Here is a 21,879-nt window from a genome sequence, read left to right on the forward strand (position 1 = left end):
GAGTAAGTGGCATGAATTATAGACCCGATATAGATGGATTAAGGGCCATCGCAATTTTATTGGTCTTAATTTATCATGGGGGCCTCTCGCTTTTTCCATCAGGGTTTATCGGTGTTGATGTATTTTTTGTTATATCAGGTTTTCTCATTACTACTATTATCCATGAATCACTGAATAAGAATGATTTTTCATTCTTCGATTTTTATAATCGAAGGTTATGGCGGTTACAGCCTGTTTTTGTTGCTCTAATCGTGGTGACAACCCTACTAAGCGTATTGTTTTATTTGCCTGATGATTTAATTGAATTTAGTCGTAGTGCGCGTAAAGCATCACTGTTTATTTCCAATTTGTTTTTTAATAAAACAACCACCGGGTATTTTTCACCCGATACACATCAACTTCCTTTGCTGCATACTTGGTCTCTTTCAATTGAGTGGCAATGTTATCTAGTTTTGCCACTGGTGATGTATGGCTTATATCGGTTTCTAAATAAAGGGCAGGTTATCTATGTTGTACATGGTTTGGCCATTTTATTTTTTTTGCTGGCTTTGCACTACTCACAGGCGGCTCCTGCCCAAACCTATTATCAATTTTCCAGTCGTATTTTTGAGTTTTTAATCGGTTCTTGCATCGCTTTAAGTCCTCGAATTGAGTTCTCAATCAATAAGCCTATTTTAGTTATTTTGGGTTCATCAGCATTATTTTTTATAATTTATACCGCTACACTGGATAATATTCTTCTTGGATATCCTAATTGGCATACACTTTTTGTGTGTCTGGCAACGGCTTTGTTGATAGCATTAGGTACAAATTTTCCTTCACTTGCTATTGTAAATGCTCTCTCTTTTCGACCATTAGTGTTTATAGGAGTTTTATCTTATTCTCTTTATATTTGGCACTGGGTCCTCTTTTCAATTTTAAGGTACCAAAATATCGAAGAGCGGTCCGAGGTTTTATTTATAGTTTATGGCATTGTTTTTGTTTTAGCTTATTTATCCTGGCGATATATAGAAAAACCGACGAAAAAATTCAGACATATTTCTTTTCGTTATACGGTTGTGATTTTATTGCTGATCCCTGTTTTATTTTCTCATTTAAGCTCTTTAGTTATTAAATCTCATTCTGGATATCCACAACGATTTAATCAGGAGCTGGTTAGGGTTTATAAACAATTAAAGAGTTACGAAAGCCCATACAGAGCGTTATGTATAGATAATACCAGGGCAGACAATGCGTGGAAATGCAAAATAGGAGCAAAAGAGCAAGGTGGCAGGACTGGCCTTATGATAGGTGATTCTTTTTCCAATCATTATTGGGGGTTTATGGATGTGTTAGGGAAAGCTGCCGGTGTTTCAATATTGGCTCAAGGAACCTCTTCTTGTATTTCCTTACCAGGCATATATCTTTATGATTGGTGGCATTTCAAAGATAAAATATATCAGGATTGTTATGAACAAACGGAAAAATATTATCGCATGATTCAAGAGAATCATTACGATTATGTGATTATAGGCCAAGTATGGGAAAATTATGTTTCAGCCCATATTATCAATCAACGTGGCGATGATTATTCTGCAGAATTAACCAAAAAGCGTTTGGCAGATGCCTTGGACAGAGCGCTTGGCGTGATAATATCTTCTGGAGCAAAACCCGTGTTAATCGAATCAACCGCTTTAACGCATGGAAATTTACATCAATGCTTTTTTAAGCACATTAAATTAAGACAAAGTTATAACTCAGAAGATTGCCGCTTTACTTTAACCAGTTCAGATAATGAGACTTGGCTAAACCAATTGTTTAATAACATGCGAAGAAAATACCCTCAATTGATAATAATCGATCCTAAACAAGTTCAATGTCGCGATAATGTTTGCTATTCCGATTTGAACGGGATTCCAGTATATCGCGATGAAGGGCATATTACTGATTACGCTTCATACCAATTGGGTTATTTATATTTGCGGGAGTTTGAAAATCCTTTGATTTAAAAAGGTTGGTTTGCTTTGATTCCTAGACTACAAAACGATTTTACAAATTTCATTCTTCATTTTTACGATACAGAACCAGTGTATTTCCTATCATCTGAACTAATTCAGCATGCAATTGTTGACAGAGCTCCTCGGCCATTTGCATTCTGTCTTCCTTTTCAGCTCCATTAATTTTGACTTTAATTAATTCATGTGCTAACAAGGCTACATTCGTTTCTGCCAATATAGCTTCAGTTAAGCCTTTGGCGCCAAGGAGCACAACGGGCTTTAAATGATGAGCCTTGGCTTTAAGTGATTGTTTAAAAGACGTATCCACGGCGATATCCCAGATAATAAAATGGTAAATTATTGCACGTTTTGCTGGGAAAAGGTAGTAAAATTCTGTATCATAGGAAAAATTGTTTTATCTTTATTCGTTATGAATCGTACTAAAAGCAGTAAACGTTGGCTGCAAGAACATTTTGATGACGTTTATGTAAAAAAAGCGCAGGCTGAAGGATATCGAAGTCGAGCCGTATATAAACTCAAAGAAATAGATGACAAAGAGTCGCTCATTAAACCAGGCATGACGGTGGTTGATTTAGGGGCCGCTCCTGGTGGTTGGACCCAATACGCCTCAGAAAAGATGAGAGGAAGCGGTCGTCTCGTTGCATTAGATATTTTACCCATGGATGCTTTGCCTAATGTGGAGTTTATCCTTGGGGATTTTCGTGAAGATAATGTCTTGCAAGAATTAATTAATTTGATTCCTCAAAGGACTTTAGACTTGTTATTATCGGATATGGCCCCAAATATGAGTGGAAGCTCAGCAATAGATATTCCAAGAGCCATGTATCTGGTAGAGCTGGCTTTTGATTTCGCGGAAAAAATGTTAAAACCCGGTGGTAATATGCTAGTTAAAATTTTTCATGGCTCGGGTTTTGATGAATTAGTCAAACAGGCACGAGCGTCTTTTGAAAAAGTGGTAATCCGTAAGCCATCCGCTTCAAGATCTCGTTCAAAAGAAACCTATTTGCTGGCAAAGGGCTATAATTTATAGTAGTTTTATATATATTTATAAATATGCTTGGCGTTGTTTTGGATGATATGAGCTGTGCAAGAGCTATTTTGGGTCTCGCAACAAAATTGTAAGTAACTAACGAGGTTAATACATTGAACGACATGGTTAAAAATTTATTTTTGTGGCTGATAATAGCGATAGTTCTTGTCTCTGTTTTCAGTAATTTTGGTCCTCGTAACTCAGTTGCTGAGAAAATTTCTTATAGCCAGTTTTTACAGGAAGTGGATCAAGGGATGGTTAACTCCGTTACGATTGAGGATAACAAAATCATCAAGGGCGTAACCAAAAATAATAAACGCTTTGTCACCTACATGCCGATGCAAGACAATGCTTTGTTAGGCGAATTGTTGAAAAGCAAAGTCGATGTCAGTGGTCAGGAAAAGCAACAAGAAAGTTTCCTTTTGCATTTATTTATTAACTGGTTCCCAATGTTGTTATTGATAGGTGTATGGATATTTTTCATGCGCCAAATGCAAGGCGGCGGTGGTCGCGGCGCAATGTCTTTCGGCAGATCAAGAGCTCGGCTATTAGGTGAAGATCAAGTTAAAGTCACCTTTGCAGATGTTGCAGGTGTTGATGAAGCCAAAGAAGAAGTGAAAGAGCTTGTCGATTTTTTACGTGATCCAACAAAGTTTCAAAATTTGGGTGGACGCATTCCCCGTGGTGTTTTGCTGGTCGGTTCCCCTGGTACAGGTAAAACATTATTAGCCAGGGCAGTTGCCGGGGAAGCGAAAGTCCCTTTCTTTACCATTTCAGGTTCTGATTTTGTTGAGATGTTTGTTGGGGTCGGTGCGTCTCGAGTGCGTGATATGTTTGAGCAAGCCAAAAAGCATGCGCCATGTATCATCTTTATAGATGAAATCGATGCAGTAGGTAGACACAGAGGCGCCGGCTTGGGTGGCGGTCATGATGAACGCGAGCAAACACTTAACCAATTGCTTGTTGAAATGGATGGATTTGAAGGTAATGAAGGAGTTATTGTCGTAGCGGCAACTAACCGTCCCGATGTTTTGGACCCCGCGCTTTTACGTCCCGGCCGCTTTGATCGTCAAGTCGTTGTTCCTTTGCCTGATATCAGAGGTCGTGAGCAAATATTAAAAGTTCATTTACAAAAGGTCCCTGTAGATAGCCATGTAGAAGTGAAAGCTATTGCACGCGGCACCCCAGGTTTTTCAGGAGCGGATTTAGCCAATCTTGTTAATGAAGCCGCATTATTTGCTGCCAGGGCTAATAAACGCAAAGTGGGTATGATTGAACTGGATAAAGCAAAAGATAAAATTATGATGGGGGCTGAAAGACGCTCCATGGTAATGGATGATAACGAGAAAAAACTCACCGCATATCATGAAGCAGGTCATGCTATCGTTGGTCTGTCAGTTCCTGAGCATGATCCAGTTTATAAAGTATCAATAATTCCTCGAGGCCGAGCTTTGGGTGTAACTATGTTTTTACCAGAACAAGACAGATATAGTCACAGCAAACGCCGTTTGGAAAGTCAATTATGCAGTCTGTTTGGTGGTCGAATTGCAGAGGAATTAATTTTTGGTCCTGAAAGTGTGACAACGGGCGCTTCTAATGACATTATGCGGTCTACTGAGATTGCTCGCAAAATGGTTACAACTTGGGGCTTATCTGCTTTAGGTCCTCTCACTTTTGGTGAGGAAGAGGAAGAAATATTTTTAGGACGCTCAGTGAATAAACACAAGGAGATGTCCGATAGAACAGCACAGCAAATTGATGACGAGGTTCGTGCTATTATTGACAGGAACTATCAAAGAGCAAAAGAAATATTGGAAACTAATATCGATAAATTACATTTAATGGCACAAAGCCTCATCAAATACGAAACGATAGACACCAATCAAATCCAAGAAATTATGTCTGGTAAAGAGCCTACCCCCCCGGAAGATTGGGGGTCAACAAAACCGATGGATAAGGCTGAGTCAGTTAATGATGCTCCTGCAAAGCCTATTAATGGCGAAACAATAGAAAATCCGGCAGAAGAACATTAATTTTATCACTAGTTATTTATCGAGAGTACCCTGTGAATTCTGAACAGTTCCTCGGTTGGCTTGAGCGAAAGAGCCAACCTCCTTCCTCCATAGTTTTTGAAAAGCCATTAATTATGGGTGTGCTGAATGTTACAGCGAACTCATTTTATGATGGTGGCAAGTATCTGTCTGTTGATAGAGCCTGTGATCAGGCCTTAAAATTAATTGCATGTGGAGCTGACCTCATTGATATTGGTGGGGAATCAACCAAACCTGGTGCTCCGCCAGTCCCTTTAGATGTTGAACTATCAAGAGTTCTTCCCGTAATCAAACAACTTCGTGCGATCGCAGATGTGTGTATTTCTATTGATACTAATAAGCCAGAAGTGATGGAAGCGGCAATCGATGCTGGTGCAAATGTTATAAATGATGTTTATGCTTTAAGAAGGGATGGTGCTTTGAATGTTGCTGCGCAGTTAGATGTTCCTGTTTGTTTAATGCACATGAGAGGAGAGCCGCGAACTATGCAAGAAAATCCTTCTTACCCAGAAGGGATAATTAAGGAATTACAGCATTTTTTTGAAGAGCGCATCGATAAATGCCAGAAAGCCGGGCTGAATAAGAATAAATTAATTCTTGACCCTGGCTTTGGTTTTGGAAAGCGCGTTAAAGATAACCTAAAATTAATTTATTATCTGAACGAATTGCGTTCTTTTGGATTGCCAATTCTTTTGGGCGTTTCACGCAAAAGCACAATTGGTGCTGTATTGAATAATGAAGTTGAGCAACGTTTGATTGGAAGTATTACGCTAGGGATATATGCTGCTCTTAAAGGCACCGCAATTATCAGGACACATGATGTGGATGAAACGAATCAAGCATTAACTATGATTAGTGCAATTTATCAAGCTGCTAAAGAAATTAGTTACTAGCTCATGTGATGATTAGAAGACAACTGAGACTAGAAAAATTAAATAATAAGGTAGGTAAGGATGAGTCAACGTAAATATTTTGGTACAGATGGAATACGGGGTCACGTTGGATTATCAAATATTAACCCTGAATTTGTTTTAAAATTAGGCTGGGCAGTAGGTTGCGTTCTTGCGAACGGAGCGAGGAAAAAGGTAGTGATTGGTAAGGATACCAGAGTATCTGGTTATATGTTGGAGTCGGCTTTGGAAGCAGGTTTGTCCGCAGCTGGAGTTGATGTGGCATTATTAGGACCAATGCCTACTCCTGGAATAGCCTATCTAACACAAACATTGAGGGCTAATGCAGGCATCGTGATTAGCGCTTCTCATAATTTATTTGAAGACAATGGCATTAAATTTTTTTCTGCTGATGGAGGAAAACTTCCGGATAGTGTAGAGCTTGCAATTGAAGCCCAATTAGAAAAACAGTTGCAAACTGTACCTTCAGCCAAGCTGGGTAAAGCAACACGTATTAATGATGCAGCAGGTCGTTACATAGAGTTTTGTAAATCTACGATTCCTTCCCTATCTCGACTATCCAATTTGAAAATAGTTGTGGATTGCGCCAATGGGGCAACCTATCATATCGCCCCAAATGTATTCTCTGAATTGGGTGCTGATGTAGTTCCTGTAGGAATTAAACCAGATGGTTTTAATATCAATCAAGAATGTGGTTCGACAGCGCCTGCATTATTAAGAGAAAAGGTGATTGCTGTTGGGGCTGATATTGGTATTGGTTTGGATGGAGACGGGGATCGAGTTATTTTAGTGGATTCGCTGGGAAATCTCGTAGATGGCGATCAAATTATTTATATCATTGCCAAGGACAGACACCAACGAGGAGTACTGCATGGAGGGGTCGTAGGCACGTTGATGAGTAATTATGGTCTTGAATTAGCAATTACCTCATTGGGAGTTCCTTTTCAACGCTCAAAAGTAGGTGACAGGTATGTTCTTGAAACGCTGCGAGATAAAGATTGGAAGATTGGAGGTGAAACTTCTGGACATATTGTTTGTTTGGATAAAACAACAACAGGTGATGGAATTGTAGCAGCACTACAAGTTCTTTCAATCATGGTGAAGCAAAATAAAGCACTGCATGAGTTAACTGCAGGTATTCAATTGTTACCTCAAACTTTAGTGAATTTAAAAACGAATAATGCTGCCTTGTTAGCCTCTAATCCTGATGTAATTCAGGCGGTTAAAAATTTGGAAAAACATCTTAATGGGGAGGGTCGAGTGTTACTCAGACCTTCTGGCACTGAGCCTTTACTGAGAGTTATGGTGGAAGGTGCTAATGCATCGATAGTCAAGCAACAAGCACAAATGTTATGTGATGACATCAGTCAGATCGATAAAAAAATGACTGAGAGCCTACCGTCCACTTGAGCATCTGTCTTTTTAAGTTCTAATGCAGGGGCTTTTCCAAAAGCCCCTCTGATTCACAGTATTAAGGTATTAACTACTTGTTGGAGCCATGGAGTGGAGCATTGTGTCAGCCTCTTCAAGTAATTGGTGAGTTCTTGTTTTGAAAAAACAAGGCTTTTTTGAATACTCATATTCATCTTGCCCTGTTAACTTACCTATTAACATTCGGAAAAAATCTTCAATATATTCCCATGCTTTTATAAATCCTCTATGCCGTTTTAAAGGCTCATATCGGGGATCTTGAGTAATGAGGGGTATGGCTTCTCGGCTTGAAGTTTTTGCATCAGGGAGTTCCATCAAATGTTTAATTGAAATAAGTGAATGAGTTGCCTGAATAAATAATTCAGCTTCCAATGGATGTTCCTTTTTCAATTTTACATATTGCTGATGAAATTTTTGCAATTCTTCAGGCCAACTCTTTAACTGCTGTTCTTCATCAATCGATTCATCAAGTATAGGCAAAGCAGGTTTTAAACGGAGAATATTTTGTATATCTTGTAATGGGATTGGGCACATGCGCTTGTATGCCAGTAATACAGATAAATCATTTTGATTTTTAAATTCAAACAAGATGTCTTTGAAAAGATGAAGTGCTTTAAGACCCAATGCCTCATTTAAACAAGAACTTTGCGCTGTATCATATAAACCTTTATACCATAGCTGTATTTCTTCTGAATGCTGCTTTATATATTCCATGTTTTGTACATGAAATGAATCTAATTTTTGCTTAAGCAGGATAGAAGATGGTGGTAAAGGGGAGATGCTAGGGGCAGATTCCTGGTGTTGAGGATTTGATAATTTATCTAACTCATGGCCTGTAGAAACAAGCTTTTCTCTAAATGCTTTATCAACTCCTGAGGAAATTACTTTTCCTCTGTCTATGGTCAACGTCTCAGAATCTTCTTCAGATGGGATGCTAATTTGATTACCAGCCTCATCAAAAAAGGCTAAAATATTATCTTCTGATAATTCATCGTGACCATTGAACAATGACAATCCATTTGGTTTCCTGGATATAACTGGAACCTCAGGTGTCGATGGTCTCAATGGTTCCGATGGTGCTGATTTCAGATCAACTTGTTTTTCTTGCCCTTTCTTTATTTCCTGTTTTTTAACTACATGAGTAGATGGTGTTGATTTGACGACAACTGGTGTTTCTTGTCCATTGAGTACTTGTTGTTCTGCGCCAGACTCAGAGTCTTGCTGAATCACTTGGGTAGGGTGCGTTGATTCCAGGACGATTGGTGCTATTTGTCCATTGTCTACTTGCCGTTTTTCGACGATAGTTGCCGAGTCCTTTTGGATCACTTGAGTTGTGTGTGTTGACTCCAGGGCAACTGGTATTTCTTGTCCATTGCCTAATTGCCGTTTTTCGACCGTAGATTCAGAGTCTTTCTGAATCATTTGAGTTGGGTGTGTTAGCTCTAGGGTAACTGGTATTTCTTGTCCATTGTCTACTTGCCGTTTTTCGACGGTAGATTCAGAATCTTTCTGAATCATTTGAGTTGGGTGTGTTAGCTCTAGGGTAACTGGTATTTCTTGTCCATTGTCTACTTGCCGTTTTTCGACGGTAGATTCAGAGTCTTTCTGAATCATTTGAGTTGGGTGTGTTGACTCCAGGACAACTGGCGTTGCTTGTCCATTGTCTACCTGCCGTATTTCGACAGTATATTCAGAGTCTTTCTGAACTACTTGGGCAGGGTGCATCAATTCGACAGTAAGAGGGATTGCTTTATCTACTGCTATTTCCTGTTTTTCCAATGGAGGATCAATTTTTTCGCCGGACAGATTAGGCAAAGGTAATTGATTTAATTCAGACACAAGGGATTGGATTTGATTGGTAAGAGTAGATAAATTTTCTTTAATAGAGTTTATGTCTTCGCTCTTTAGTGGTTGATTTGAAATTAAACGCAATTGCTCAATAAGTGCTTTTGCTTCATTGGTTGTTTGTCCATGATCTTTCATAAGCAAATCAATTTGCTTGGCTGTTTCAAGATAAGACTGGCATAGTTTAATCTGGCTTTTTAACTCTTCTTTAAGTGGATCCTCTTCATTCAATGAATCTTTATTTTCTTCAGCTTCTTGCAAACTTGGAAGTTGTACGTCCATAGTTATAGGTAAATCGTATCCACTTCTTAGTTGTTGTATTTGTTTGCCCAGAGCAGGCATTTCTTGAAGTTTTTCCAATGCTTGTGAAAATTGTTCTTTCTTTTCCGAAACTTTTGGCATGAGAATGAGAAGTACCAAATAAAAATCAGCCGGTGAAGAGTCATAAGAAAGGCCACTTGGTAAAACAAAATTTGGTATACTTTCTATTGGTATTTCATTTATCAGGTCAATGGCATCAGGAACTAATTTTTTATAAATATATATATCCTCTTCATTTGAAGGAGTTTCTGGTATCGCTTTAATCAACAGTTCTTGCTGTTTCACAAGTTCATGATGTTTGATTTTTAGCTCTTTTTGTTGAGCTAATAATTGGAGGAAGCTAACTGAATTCTTAAGTTTTTGCTGATTATCAGAATAATTAGAATCCGAATACCATGAAAGCCAGGCAGATGGGTTAAAATTAGATAATAATCCATCAATCTGGTTTTGGTATTCCTGTATCAATCCTCGAGGCTCTTCACTTTCTTGAAATTTCCTGGTTAACTCTGCTTTTAAATCGGGTGCCAGGGAGTGGTCAGTTACTACGGCTTCAATACGACCCAAGTCTTTAAGTAATAGTTCAATTTGTTTTTCTAGCTCAGTCTCTTTTTTATTAATATCAGTTGCAGATAATTGTTTGGCGAATCGCTTTTGCAATCCATCCCATTTTTCACAAGCGCGAGTTAATTTTTTAATTTCCAATTCAACTGCAGCTATAAATTTTTGTAAACTATCAACAGTATCTTCTTCCACAGGGGGTTGAATGCCCAACTGAGACAAATCTGTCATTAAGGCATTCCATTTATTTTTGAGTAAAACCAACTTTAATTTAGCACGTGTAGTTTCTATTTCCTTAGTGGTTTTGAAGAGATAACTGTAGTGTCCGACGACAATTGATTTTTGAACCTCTCCGTACTCAGGGAATTTATAAGGAGGCGCTAATGGATTTTGTTTGGATAGGACTTCGTTCGCTTTAGGTTCGATTTCTTTGTATAAAGGATTTAATTCATTTTTTGCGTGTTCAATTTTTTTAGCCAAATCAGAAATTTTTCTTTGCAGTTCTTCTCCTTTTTTCATGACCTCATCCAGTTTATGTTTTTTCCTTTTATACTCCTCTTGTTCTTCAGCTAAACTGGAATATTCGTCAACATATTTTTTAATTAACAATAAAAGAATTAATTGGGATTCAACTTCAACAGGAGCTTTTCCTTCCGGCAGTGGGGTCGAACTAAATATTTGCTTTAAATTTAAGGGGTTAATTGGTGGAGTCAAGGTAGAGACTTCATTCATTAAGTGCAGTATGATTTCGTTCATTATAAAACCCTCCTGGTTAAATCATAGTAGGATTCTATCGAAATCAAACTACGAAGCAAGTAGAAAAATGTATTTTTTGCAAAAAAAATGAATAATTAATTCTGAAAAAAAACATAGATAAAGCTACACATCTGAGTGAAGTTTCGGTATATTTCACAGCTGCACACTATCAGTTGTTTACTGATAGGCTGGAAATAACAGAAAGGATTTTGTCCGGCTATACTAGAAATTGTTGGAGGGAGTGTGAGGCAAAAGATAGTTGCTGGTAACTGGAAAATGAATGGCCAGATTCAACAGGTGACTGAATTGGTTTCGCAAATTGAGGAATTAATTGCCTTTGATTGCGCAGCACAGGTTGCTGTAATGCCTCCCAGCATTTATATACCCAAGGTAAGAGACTGCTTAAGGACGGGGAAGATTGTAGTAGGTGCGCAAAATGTTTATCCAAAAGATTATGGTGCCTACACAGGTGAACTGTCAGCTCCCATGCTTAAAGATTTTGATTGCCGATATGTTCTGGTGGGGCACTCGGAGCGCAGGCAATTTTTTCATGAAGATGAAAATTTTGTGGCGCAAAAATTCCACCATGTCAAAGATCATGGTATGATACCTATTCTTTGTGTTGGTGAAACTCTTTCTGAAAGAGAAAATGGAAAAACAGAGCAGGTTATTGCTCAACAGGTGCTCGCAGTGAGTGCAAAAGGGAAAGATTGTTTTCGTGATTGCGTAGTGGCTTATGAGCCTGTATGGGCAATTGGGACAGGAAAAACTGCTACACCTGAACAGGCACAAAAAATACACCAGTTCATTAGAGATCTGGTTGGAGAAATAAATGATAGCGATGCGAAACATTTGACGCTCATATATGGTGGCAGTGTTAATGAAAATAATGCAATAGCCTTATTTTCCATGCCAGATATTGATGGAGGGTTAGTGGGTGGAGCATCGTTGAATGCAAAACAATTTGTGGAAATTGTGAAATGTATCAATTGATATTAATGATTCATGTCTTAATTGCTGTAATTTTAATAGGCTTGGTTCTTATCCAACATGGCAAGGGGGCTGATATAGGTGCTGCTTTTGGTTCTGGCGCATCAAACACGTTATTTGGAAGTCAAGGTACTGGTGGCTTCTTGTTCAAGTTAACTGGTGGTCTGGCAATGACTTTTTTTATTACCAGTTTGATGTTGTCTTATATGGTTTCTACGCAGAACCAAAAGGCAGGACAGTTAGCTATTCCTCAACAAACCGGTGCTCCAGTCAGTTCAGTCCCAGTGCCAGTTGAAAAAAATAATAAGAAGTAACTAAAAAGATGTAGTGTCTTTAGGGCTGTTGTCTTTTGTGATGAACTCAGGATAACAAAAATAAAAATAAGCCGAAGTGGTGAAATTGGTAGACACGCCGTCTTGAGGGGGCGGTGGCGCAAGCCGTGCCGGTTCGAGTCCGGCCTTCGGCACCATTTTAAATCGAGCAAGGTGAACTGATGCTATCTCAATATCTACCCGTTCTCGTTTTTATAATTGTTGCCTTGATTTTAGGTGCAGTAATGATAGGCGCTGGTTCTTTGCTTTCCAAGCATAGTCCGAATAGCGCTAAAAACTCCCCCTATGAGTGTGGTTTTGGCGCCTTTGAAAGCTCCCATATTCCGTTTGATGTACGGTTTTATCTGGTGGCTATTTTATTTATTATTTTTGATTTGGAAACAGCATTTTTTTTCCCTTGGGCCTTGGCATTACGTAAAATAGGATGGTTTGGCTTTTATGCTATGATGTTATTTCTTGGACTGTTGGTTATAGGTTTTATTTATGAATGGAAAAGAGGCGCTTTGGAGTGGGAATAAGGTTATTTCATTCTTTTAAAATATTTGATTTAATCTTTGGTTTTAGCCATTACTATGGGAAGCAAAGGATGCTTAGCAAATCATTACAGAGCTTTTTGCTTTTAGAGGAACCTGATGGATTTTTAGGTTGTTTTTTAAAACTTGGTCATCCTTTGCCAAAACGATAGCTGAGATTATATTTTAAGCCATTGTAATAATGGTTATGTAAAAAAACTGGATTATTAATTATTTAACTGCTTAGAGGCGAACTATGGCGGTTGCAGAGCTAGAAAAAAAAGGTTTTGAGTTGACTACGGTCGAAAAATTGGTTGGTTGGGCACGCAGTGGCTCTATGTGGCCAATGACATTTGGCTTAGCTTGCTGTGCCGTGGAAATGATGCACGTGGGAGCAGCACGCTATGATTTGGACAGGTTTGGTATTATTTTCCGCCCCAGTCCACGCCAGTCAGATGTCATGATTGTAGCAGGGACTTTATGTAACAAAATGGCCCCGGCACTCAGAAAAGTTTATGATCAGATGCCAGAACCACGCTGGGTTATTTCGATGGGGTCTTGTGCCAATGGTGGGGGATATTATCACTATTCCTATTCAGTGGTTCGTGGCTGCGATCGTATTGTGCCAGTCGATGTCTATGTTCCTGGCTGTCCACCAACAGCAGAAGCGTTGTTATATGGCATTATTCAACTACAGAATAAAATCAGGCGGAAACCTGTTTTAGAGGCATAAGCTCATTAAGGGTGCAGATTAGATGACAAAAAATGAGTATTTGATTGAAAAGCTACAAGCTGATTTAGCAAATTATATCACCGAGTTGACCTCCGCATATGGTGAAGTAACTATTGAGTGTGAAGTGCAAAATTTATTGCCTGTTATGATCGAGTTGAGAGACAGAGAGGAATTTTCTTTCGATCAGTTAATTGATCTCTGTGGCGTAGATTATTTGCATTATGGTGATTATGATTGGGAAACAGAATCTGCGACAGAACATGGATTTTCACGAGGTGTCGAGCGTCAGGAAGCCAAGGCTTATGCCGTAAATAAACCAAGATTCGCCGTAGTCTATCATTTATTATCAACAAAAAAAAATCATCGTTTACGAGTCAAATTATTTGTAGAAGAGTCCCATTTAATTGTTCCATCAGTACATCATTTATGGAAGTCTGCTAACTGGTTTGAGCGGGAAGCTTATGATTTATATGGGATTTTATTCGATGGCCATCCTGATTTAAGACGGTTACTGACAGATTACGGCTTTATAGGCCACCCTTTCCGCAAGGATTTTCCACTCAGTGGAGAGGTGGAAATGAGATATGATGCAAAACTGCAAAAGGTAATATATGCCCCTGTAGACATTGTGCCAAGAATTGTAGTTCCAAAGGTTATTCGTAACGATAACCGCTACATAGGTAATGAAGGTAGCAAAAATGATTGAACTTAAAAATTATACCTTGAATTTTGGCCCACAACATCCTGCTGCACATGGTGTTTTAAGATTGGTTCTTGAGTTAGAGGGTGAAACTATCGTTCGTGCTGATCCACATATTGGATTGCTTCATCGTGCAACGGAAAAATTGGCTGAGACCAAGCCTTACATTCAAAGCATTGGTTACATGGACAGATTAGACTACGTCTCAATGATGTGCAATGAACATGCTTATGTCATGGCAATTGAGAAGTTATTGGGTATAGAACCGCCTTTGCGAGCCAAGTATATACGAACTATGTTTGATGAGGTGACTCGAATTCTGAACCATCTCTTGTGGTTAGGAGCTACTGCATTAGATATTGGTGCAATGACAGTGTTTCTTTATTGTTTCAGAGAGAGAGAAGATTTGTTTGATTGCTATGAGGCAGTTTCAGGAGCACGTATGCATGCTACCTACTATAGGCCAGGAGGGGTAGCAAGAGACTTGCCAGATACTATGCCGCAATACAAACCGTCAAGATGGCATAGCGAAAGAGAGATTGAAAAAAAGAATCACAATCGTCAGGGCAGTCTTTTGGATTTTCTTTGGCACTTTACTGAACGATTTCCCCAGTGTGTGGATGAATACGAAACATTGTTGACCGATAATCGTATATGGAAGCAACGAACTGTAGATATTGGTGTCGTTTCACCTGAAAATGCCCTGCAATGGGGATTTACCGGACCAATGTTAAGAGGCTCCGGTATTGCCTGGGATTTACGCAAGAAACAAAGCTATGCTGCTTACGACAGTGTTGAATTTGATATTCCTGTTGGCAAGACAGGGGATTGTTATGATCGATACTTGGTAAGGGTCGAGGAATTGAGACAATCCAATCGAATTATAAGGCAATGTATTGAGTGGTTGCGCAAGCATCCTGGTCCAGTAAAAGTCGATGATTATAAAGTGTCGCCTCCACGCCGTGTAGTAATGAAACATGACATGGAAGCATTAATACATCACTTTAAATTATTTACCGAAGGCTTTTGTTTACCGCGAGGTGAAGTTTATTCATCTGTTGAAGCGCCAAAGGGCGAGTTTGGGATCTATATGGTGTCAGATGGAGCTAATAAACCTTACCGCCTGAAAATAAGAGCTCCAGGCTTTGCTCATTTATCAAGCTTTGATGACATGGTTAGAGGTCACATGCTAGCTGATGGAGTGGCTATATTGGCCAGTCAAGATATAGTGTTTGGAGAGATTGATCGTTAATTTAACGACATGCTTGCTTAAAGTGTATTAAGAGATAATAAACGATATAAAGGTTTCGAAATGTCTGCTAATTCAGCAAAAATATTAAATCAATTGATGCCGTCAAACCGTATGCGCGATATTGATCATTGGATATCAAAATATCCCAAAGATCAAAAACAATCCGCGGTTATGAGTGCTCTTCGAATAGTACAAGAAGAACATGGTCATTTAACAACGGAATTAATGAATGCAGTAGCTGAATATCTTGATATGCCGCCCATCGCAGTTTATGAAGTAGCAAGTTTTTATACAATGTATGAACACAAGCCAGTGGGGCGACATTTAATTAATGTTTGTACCAATATTTCTTGCATGCTGAGGGATTCTGCTGGCGTTGTTGAACATTTAGAAAAAAAATTGGGTGTTAATCTAGGTGGAACAACAGAAGATGGTCGATTTACTTTAAGATCAGTTGAATGCTTGGGTGCTTGTGTGAATGCGCCAATGATGCAAGTTGATAAAGATTATCACGAAAATTTGACTGCTGAATCTATAGATAAAGTATTGGAACAGTACCAATAGAAAATAAAGGTGTTTGCCATGGTTGAACTAAATCAAGTTTGTTACCGAACATTTCATTTACCAGAGCCCTGGTCGCTATCAACTTATGAAAGTATTGGTGGCTATAGCGCATGGCGAAAAATTTTAAAAGAGCAAACATCACCTCAATTAATAATTGAAGAGTTGAAAACTTCTGCCTTGCGCGGACGAGGAGGGGCTGGATTCCCAACCGGGTTAAAATGGAGTTTTATGAATAGAAACTCCCCTGTTCAAAAATACGTAGTATGTAATTCTGATGAAGGCGAACCGGGTACTTGCAAGGACAGAGAGATTCTTACTTTAAATCCTCACCAATTAATCGAAGGAATGGCCATAGCTGGGTATGTTATGGGCGCCACGGTTGGTTACAACTACATAAGAGGAGAATTCTGGCTGCCATTTGAGCGTACTGAGGCTGCAATAAAAGAAGCATACGATGCTGGCTTGCTAGGTAAAAATATATTAGGCTCCGGCGTTGATTTTGATTTATATAATCATTTAGGAGCGGGAGCTTACATTTGCGGTGAAGAAACTGCATTGCTTAACTCGATTGAAGGAAAAAAGGGAATGCCTCGTTTTAAACCACCATTCCCGGCAAATTATGGCTTGTATGGCAAACCGACAACTATAAATAACACTGAAACATTTGCGTCTGTTCCTGTCATTATGGAAAAAGGTGGAGAATGGTTTTTAAAATTGGGTAAACCGAACAATGGCGGTGCGAAGTGCTTTAGTGTTAGCGGCCATGTTAACAAACCTGGTAACTATGAAATTCCCTTGGGTACGCCATTCAAAACGCTGCTTGATCTGGCTGGCGGCGTCATTAAAGGCCGAAAAATCAAAGCCGTGATTCCCGGTGGTTCCTCTATGCCAGTGCTCCTAGGTGACGTCATGCTGGGACTGGATATGGATTATGACAGTATACAGAAAGCCGGCTCAGGCTTGGGTTCAGGCGCAGTCATTATCATGGATGAAACCACCTGCATGGTGGATGCTTTGTATCGTATTTCTGAGTTCTACATGGATGAATCCTGTGGACAATGCACACCTTGTCGAGAAGGCACAGGCTGGTTAGTCAGGTTATTACACAGAATTATAAACGGTCATGGTGAGCCGGGAGACGTGGAGAAGTTAGTGAATGTGGCGAATAACATAGAGGGAAGAACCATTTGTGCATTAGGCGAAGCGGCAGCTTGGCCAGTACAGAGTTTTGTTAAACATTTCTATGATGAATTTGAATATTTCATAAAGCATAAACGCTCGATCGTCGCAGCATAATTAAGAAGGTTAGACCATGGCTACTATTGAAATCGACGGTAAAACATTTGAAGCAGAAAATGGTAAAATGATTATAGAGGTTGCTGATGAGGCTGGCATCTATATTCCACGCTTTTGCTATCATAAAAAATTATCTGTGGCAGCTAATTGCCGTATGTGTTTGGTCGAAGTGGAAAATGGGAGAAAACCGGTTCCTGCTTGTGCTACACCTATAACCAATGGGATGAAAGTATTTACAAAGTCAGAGCAGGCTATACACTCCCAAAAGGTAGTGATGGAATTCCTCTTGATTAATCATCCTTTGGATTGCCCTATCTGTGATCAGGGTGGAGAATGTGAGCTTCAAGATATTTCTATGGGTTTTGGCGCTGATAAATCAGAGTATACAGAAAGCAAGCGTGCAGTAGACGATGAGAATTTAGGAACACTAATATCTACTGAAATGACACGTTGTATTCATTGTACACGCTGTGTACGCTTCGGCGAGGAAATTGCAGGGGTAAGAGAGCTGGGAGCTACCGGCCGTGGCGAAAAGACGCAGATTGGTACTTATGTAGAACACAGTATGACATCGGAAGTTTCAGGGAATATCATAGACTTGTGCCCTGTTGGTGCTTTAACTTCCAAGCCTTATCGTTTTAAAGCCCGGGCATGGGAATTGACTCAACACGACAGTGTTGCTCCTCATGATTGCTTGGGGTCAAATGTTCATATTCATACAAGAAATAATAAATTAATGCGTGTAGTTCCCAGGGAAAACGAATCGATCAACGAAACCTGGCTTTCAGACAGAGACAGATTTAGCTATTTGGGATTAAATGCGGCTTCAAGGGCGAGCAAACCACAAATCAAAAAAAATGGCCAATGGGAAGCGGTTGATTGGGAAACCGCACTTAAGTTTGCGGCAGAAGGGATAAGCCGAGTTATCAAACAACATGGCCCAGAGCAAATGGCCGCTTTTGCCTCCAGTTCTTCTACCTTGGAAGAACTGTATTTACTACAAAAATTAATGAGAGAGCTAGGTGTTCAAAATCTAGATCACCGGTTACAACAAATTGATTTTAGAGATCAGGCATTTTTACCTACTACGCCAGTAAGCACTTTGCCTTACGCAGAGATAGATCATCAGCATTCAATTCTGTTAATAGGATGCAATGTTCATAGAGAAGTACCGTTGGCAGGAACAAGGGTAAGAAAAGCTTTTCGCAATGGCGCAAAAATTTATGCCCTTAATCCGGTAGATTTTGATTATCATTTTGATTTGTCCGGACGAGTCATTATTTCTCCTTTGGAAATGCCGATGCAATTAGCTAAATTAGCTTTAGCGCTTACATCCGAGTTAGCATCGCTTCCAGCAGAAGTTCAAAAATTGTTAATAGGTTTGGAAGTAGATAAACAAACCAAACAAATAGCAAAATCATTAAAAGAAGAGAAAGCCTGTTTGATAACAGGAGCAATAGTTGAAAATCATCCAGAAGCTTCCTTACTGCGAACTTTGGTTGCTATTGTTCAAAAGCTGAGCGGAGCCAAATTAGTCAGATTAACGACTGGAGCAAACAGCGCCGGCGCATGTATTGCAGGTATGCTGCCGCATAGAACAGTTGCTGGGAAATCAATTGCAGAGCCAGGTTTTAATGTACAAGAAGCGTTAAATTCCAAGTTAAAAGGTTATTTACTCATGGGCGTTGAACCAGGCTATGATTTTGCAAATCCAGCCGGGGCAAGGCAATCAATGTTAGCTGCAGAGTTTGTTGTACTCTTATCAGCTTATGAGCATGGATCCATGCATGATTATGCAGATGTTATTTTACCGATTGCCCCTTATGCTGAAACATCTGGCACATACATAAACATCGATAATACCTGGCAAACAGTGAAAGGGGCCATGCTGCCACTTGGAGAATCCCGGCCAGCCTGGAAGGTGCTTCGTGTTTTGGGTAATTTGTTGCACTGTAAAAAATTTGATTATACCTCAACAGAGGACATCTTGGAGGAGGTTAAAGATGCAGTATCGATGACAATGGAGCATGAATACGAACCTTATTATCCTGAGTCATTGCCTGTCATTAATCAATCACTGGTAAGAGTTGGAGAATGGCCTCTTTATCGAATAGATGCTATTACTAGAAATGCAAAAGAGTTACAATTATGTGCAGCATCTGAATCTGCCTGTATAAGAATTCATCCATCAACTGCAGATAGATTGAAATTAGAAGAAACTGCTACTGTATCTCAAGGAGATATTGAGATAACATTGCCGCTAAAACGTGATGAGCGCATTGCGGTTGATGTTGTGTGGGTGGCAAATGCAATGCCAGAAACAGTTGACCTCGGTCACTCGTTTGCTGCAATAACAATAAAGCGCTAGAAAGGTAAAAAAATGCTTCATACTATTGGCATACTAATTTGGATTATTATTAAAATTCTTGTGATAGTTGTCCCTTTACTGCTTTCAGTGGCCTACCTAACCTATGCGGAGCGTAAAGTGATTGGCTATATTCAAGTGCGCATCGGCCCGAACAGGGTTGGTTTAAAGGGCTTGCTGCAGCCATTTGCTGATTTACTGAAATTAATTACTAAAGAAATCATAGTTCCCACTCGTTCAAATAAATACCTTTTTGTTATTGCTCCACTTTTTGCTTTAGTCCCTTCCTTGGTCGGTTGGGCGGTAATCCCTTTTCAGGAAGGTGTTGTTCTGGCAAATATTAACGCAGGGGTCTTATACTTATTTGCCATGAGTTCTTTGGGTGTATATGGTGTTCTTATTGCAGGGTGGGCATCGAATTCCAAATATGCCATGTTTGGGGCGCTGCGTAGTACTGCCCAAACAGTCTCTTACGAAATTGCAATGGGATTTGCTCTTGTCGGGGTACTCCTGGCTGCTGGAAGCATGAACTTGACTGATATCGTTAACTCTCAAAAAGGCGGAATGCTGCATTGGTGGTTTATTCCCTTACTTCCCCTATTCTTGGTTTTCTGGATCGCCGGTATTGCAGAAACTAACAGAGCTCCTTTTGACTTGGCAGAAGGTGAATCAGAAATTGTTGCTGGTTTCCATGTAGAATATTCTGGTATAGGGTTCGCCTTATTCTTTCTCTCTGAATACGCCAGTATGATTTTGATTTCAACATTTATGGCTATTTTATTCATGGGCGGATGGCTGTCACCTTTTGAAGGCATTACGTTCCTGGATCAAATCTTTTTTGTAGTACCCGGATTTGTTTGGTTAATTCTGAAAATTAGTTTCTTCCTTTTTGTGTATTTGTGGGTAAGGGCTACTTTCCCCCGATATCGTTATGACCAGCTTATGCGTTTAGGCTGGAAGGTACTTATCCCTGTGACTATAGTTTGGTTAATAGTAACCTCCCTCATGGTGGTTGCTCATGTCAAGCCATGGTTTTGACGGTTAGAAGAGAAGCCGATGAAAAAAGTATATCATTATATAATTCACTATGTTCGTACCTACTTACTGTTAGAGCTATTAGCCGGTTTATGGCTAACAGTAAAGTATTTTTTCAGGAAAAAAATAACAGTTCAGTTTCCTGAAGAACAAACGCCACTTTCTCCAAGATTCAGGGGACTTTTGGCATTACGCCGTTATCCCAATGGTGAGGAGCGGTGCATTGCATGTAAATTATGTGAAGCAGTTTGTCCTGCATTGGCTATTACAATTGAATCAGAGCAAAGAGAAGATGGATCACGCCGTACGACTCGGTATGATATTGATATGTTTAAATGCATTAATTGTGGATTATGTGAAGAATCTTGCCCTGTTGATTCGATCGTTGTCACTCCAATTCATCACTACCATATCAGCGAACGTGGTCAAAATATTATGACAAAAGAGAAGCTTTTAGCAGTAGGCGATTTGATGGAAACACAACTCGCAGCAGACAGAGCTGCTGATGAAAAATACCGTTGATGGGGTGATTTATGCATGAATGGGTAATCCAAGCAATTTTTTACATCTTTGCATTATTGACCGTATTGTCGGCACTAATGGTAATAAGCCAAAACAATCCAGTTCGTTGCGTTTTGTTTTTAGTGCTCACTTTTTTTACGAGTGCGGTTTTATGGGTTTTAGCAGAGGCTGAATTTTTAGCATTAATCCTTATCCTGGTATATGTTGGCGCTGTCATGACTTTATTTCTGTTTGTCGTCATGATGTTAAACATAGACATCGAAAGCATGAAAAGTCATTTAATAAAATATCTACCATTTGGATTAATTATAGTTGCCTTGTTGACTGGCTTATTAATGATAGCTATCCCTAAAGATTTATTTAAGAACAGTGTGCAAATTCAAGAAAAGCCTTTGAGTGTTAGCTCACAATTAATGGACTTATCTACTCAAGATGAGCTGGTTCCACCTGAAAACGCTACATCGAATACAGAAAAGTTAGGAATGGTTCTTTATACAGATTATATTCTTGCCTTTGAAATAGCTGCAGTCATTTTGCTGGTAGCTATTGTGTCTGCAATTACCTTGGTGCATAGGGGCGCTATCAGGTCAAAACGACAAGATATCACTCAGCAAATTATGACTCGAAGGGCAGAACGAGTGAAGTTGATAAGTATGAAGTCAGAGAAATAGTTATTGG

General features: G+C 39.4%; 19 protein-coding genes and 1 tRNA gene. 18 read left to right on the forward strand and 2 right to left on the reverse strand.

Going from position 1 to position 21,879, the window contains the following annotated elements; genetic code table 11:
• Positions 1-11 precede the first annotated feature (11 nt).
• The gene (locus OQI99_RS13160) at positions 12-1,988 is read left to right on the forward strand and encodes an acyltransferase family protein (protein ID WP_061514317.1); all 1,977 of its coding nucleotides are present in this window, start codon (positions 12-14) and stop codon (positions 1,986-1,988) included.
• 49 nt (positions 1,989-2,037) lie between these two features.
• On the opposite strand, the gene yhbY is transcribed toward OQI99_RS13160, so the two are convergent.
• Complete coding sequence (yhbY, locus tag OQI99_RS13165) at positions 2,038-2,304, reverse strand: ribosome assembly RNA-binding protein YhbY (protein ID WP_061514318.1); 267 nt, start codon at positions 2,302-2,304, stop codon at positions 2,038-2,040.
• A gap of 102 nt (positions 2,305-2,406) precedes the next feature.
• On the opposite strand from yhbY, the gene rlmE reads away from it, so the two are divergent.
• The 4 genes from rlmE to glmM all read left to right on the forward strand — a co-directional run bounded on the left by rlmE (position 2,407) and on the right by glmM (position 7,399).
• Entirely contained in the window at positions 2,407-3,027 is a 621-nt protein-coding gene (gene rlmE / locus OQI99_RS13170) for a 23S rRNA (uridine(2552)-2'-O)-methyltransferase RlmE (protein ID WP_015443939.1), read from the forward strand.
• Positions 3,028-3,149: 122 nt separating this feature from the next.
• The gene (gene ftsH / locus OQI99_RS13175) at positions 3,150-5,060 is read left to right on the forward strand and encodes an ATP-dependent zinc metalloprotease FtsH (protein WP_061514319.1); all 1,911 of its coding nucleotides are present in this window, start codon (positions 3,150-3,152) and stop codon (positions 5,058-5,060) included.
• Positions 5,061-5,092: 32 nt separating this feature from the next.
• Positions 5,093-5,971, forward strand: a complete 879-nt coding sequence (folP, locus tag OQI99_RS13180; RefSeq protein WP_061514320.1) for a dihydropteroate synthase — start codon at positions 5,093-5,095, stop codon at positions 5,969-5,971.
• 60 nt (positions 5,972-6,031) lie between these two features.
• Positions 6,032-7,399 carry a phosphoglucosamine mutase gene (gene glmM, locus OQI99_RS13185; protein WP_061514321.1) on the forward strand — a complete coding sequence of 456 codons (1,368 nt, stop codon included), beginning with the start codon at positions 6,032-6,034 and terminating at the stop codon, positions 7,397-7,399.
• Positions 7,400-7,468: 69 nt separating this feature from the next.
• Here glmM and OQI99_RS13190 read toward each other — a convergent pair whose 3' ends face one another.
• A complete protein-coding gene (locus OQI99_RS13190; RefSeq protein WP_265732130.1) occupies positions 7,469-10,900 on the reverse strand; it encodes an interaptin in 3,432 nt (1,143 codons plus the stop codon).
• A 243-nt stretch (positions 10,901-11,143) separates the two neighbouring features.
• On the opposite strand from OQI99_RS13190, the gene tpiA reads away from it, so the two are divergent.
• The 13 genes from tpiA (at position 11,144) to OQI99_RS13255 (ending at position 21,872) form a co-directional block, all read left to right on the forward strand.
• Positions 11,144-11,893 carry a triose-phosphate isomerase gene (gene tpiA / locus OQI99_RS13195; protein ID WP_061514323.1) on the forward strand — a complete coding sequence of 250 codons (750 nt, stop codon included), beginning with the start codon at positions 11,144-11,146 and terminating at the stop codon, positions 11,891-11,893.
• Positions 11,881-12,204: a preprotein translocase subunit SecG gene (gene secG / locus OQI99_RS13200; RefSeq protein WP_011216633.1), complete on the forward strand. Its 324-nt coding sequence runs from the start codon at positions 11,881-11,883 to the stop codon at positions 12,202-12,204. Before tpiA ends, secG begins: the two co-directional genes overlap by 13 nt.
• Positions 12,205-12,274: 70 nt before the next feature.
• Positions 12,275-12,359 (forward strand) — tRNA-Leu (locus tag OQI99_RS13205).
• Between the two features lie 24 nt (positions 12,360-12,383).
• Positions 12,384-12,740, forward strand: a complete 357-nt coding sequence (locus OQI99_RS13210; protein ID WP_014842798.1) for an NADH-quinone oxidoreductase subunit A — start codon at positions 12,384-12,386, stop codon at positions 12,738-12,740.
• A 250-nt stretch (positions 12,741-12,990) separates the two neighbouring features.
• Positions 12,991-13,467 (forward strand): NuoB/complex I 20 kDa subunit family protein, encoded by a 477-nt coding sequence (locus tag OQI99_RS13215; protein WP_010948477.1) that lies wholly within the window; start codon positions 12,991-12,993, stop codon positions 13,465-13,467.
• Positions 13,468-13,489: 22 nt separating this feature from the next.
• The gene (locus OQI99_RS13220; RefSeq protein ID WP_061514324.1) at positions 13,490-14,173 is read left to right on the forward strand and encodes an NADH-quinone oxidoreductase subunit C; all 684 of its coding nucleotides are present in this window, start codon (positions 13,490-13,492) and stop codon (positions 14,171-14,173) included.
• On the forward strand, positions 14,166-15,419 hold the full coding sequence (locus OQI99_RS13225; protein ID WP_061514325.1) for an NADH-quinone oxidoreductase subunit D: 1,254 nt from the start codon (positions 14,166-14,168) through the stop codon (positions 15,417-15,419). Before OQI99_RS13220 ends, OQI99_RS13225 begins: the two co-directional genes overlap by 8 nt.
• 60 nt (positions 15,420-15,479) lie before the next feature.
• Positions 15,480-15,983: an NADH-quinone oxidoreductase subunit NuoE gene (gene nuoE / locus OQI99_RS13230; RefSeq protein WP_061514326.1), complete on the forward strand. Its 504-nt coding sequence runs from the start codon at positions 15,480-15,482 to the stop codon at positions 15,981-15,983.
• An 18-nt stretch (positions 15,984-16,001) separates the two neighbouring features.
• Positions 16,002-17,279 carry an NADH-quinone oxidoreductase subunit NuoF gene (gene nuoF, locus OQI99_RS13235; RefSeq protein WP_265732131.1) on the forward strand — a complete coding sequence of 426 codons (1,278 nt, stop codon included), beginning with the start codon at positions 16,002-16,004 and terminating at the stop codon, positions 17,277-17,279.
• 16 nt (positions 17,280-17,295) lie between these two features.
• Positions 17,296-19,647 carry an NADH-quinone oxidoreductase subunit NuoG gene (gene nuoG / locus OQI99_RS13240; RefSeq protein ID WP_061514327.1) on the forward strand — a complete coding sequence of 784 codons (2,352 nt, stop codon included), beginning with the start codon at positions 17,296-17,298 and terminating at the stop codon, positions 19,645-19,647.
• 12 nt (positions 19,648-19,659) lie between these two features.
• Positions 19,660-20,682: an NADH-quinone oxidoreductase subunit NuoH gene (nuoH, locus tag OQI99_RS13245; protein WP_061514328.1), complete on the forward strand. Its 1,023-nt coding sequence runs from the start codon at positions 19,660-19,662 to the stop codon at positions 20,680-20,682.
• 18 nt (positions 20,683-20,700) lie between these two features.
• Positions 20,701-21,201 carry an NADH-quinone oxidoreductase subunit NuoI gene (gene nuoI, locus OQI99_RS13250; RefSeq protein WP_011947670.1) on the forward strand — a complete coding sequence of 167 codons (501 nt, stop codon included), beginning with the start codon at positions 20,701-20,703 and terminating at the stop codon, positions 21,199-21,201.
• An 11-nt stretch (positions 21,202-21,212) separates the two neighbouring features.
• Positions 21,213-21,872 (forward strand): NADH-quinone oxidoreductase subunit J, encoded by a 660-nt coding sequence (locus OQI99_RS13255; RefSeq protein ID WP_061514329.1) that lies wholly within the window; start codon positions 21,213-21,215, stop codon positions 21,870-21,872.
• Positions 21,873-21,879: the final 7 nt, after the last annotated feature.

The sequence above is a fragment of the Legionella sp. PATHC039 genome, assembly GCF_026191275.1.
In the GTDB taxonomy this organism is placed as follows: domain Bacteria; phylum Pseudomonadota; class Gammaproteobacteria; order Legionellales; family Legionellaceae; genus Legionella; species Legionella pneumophila.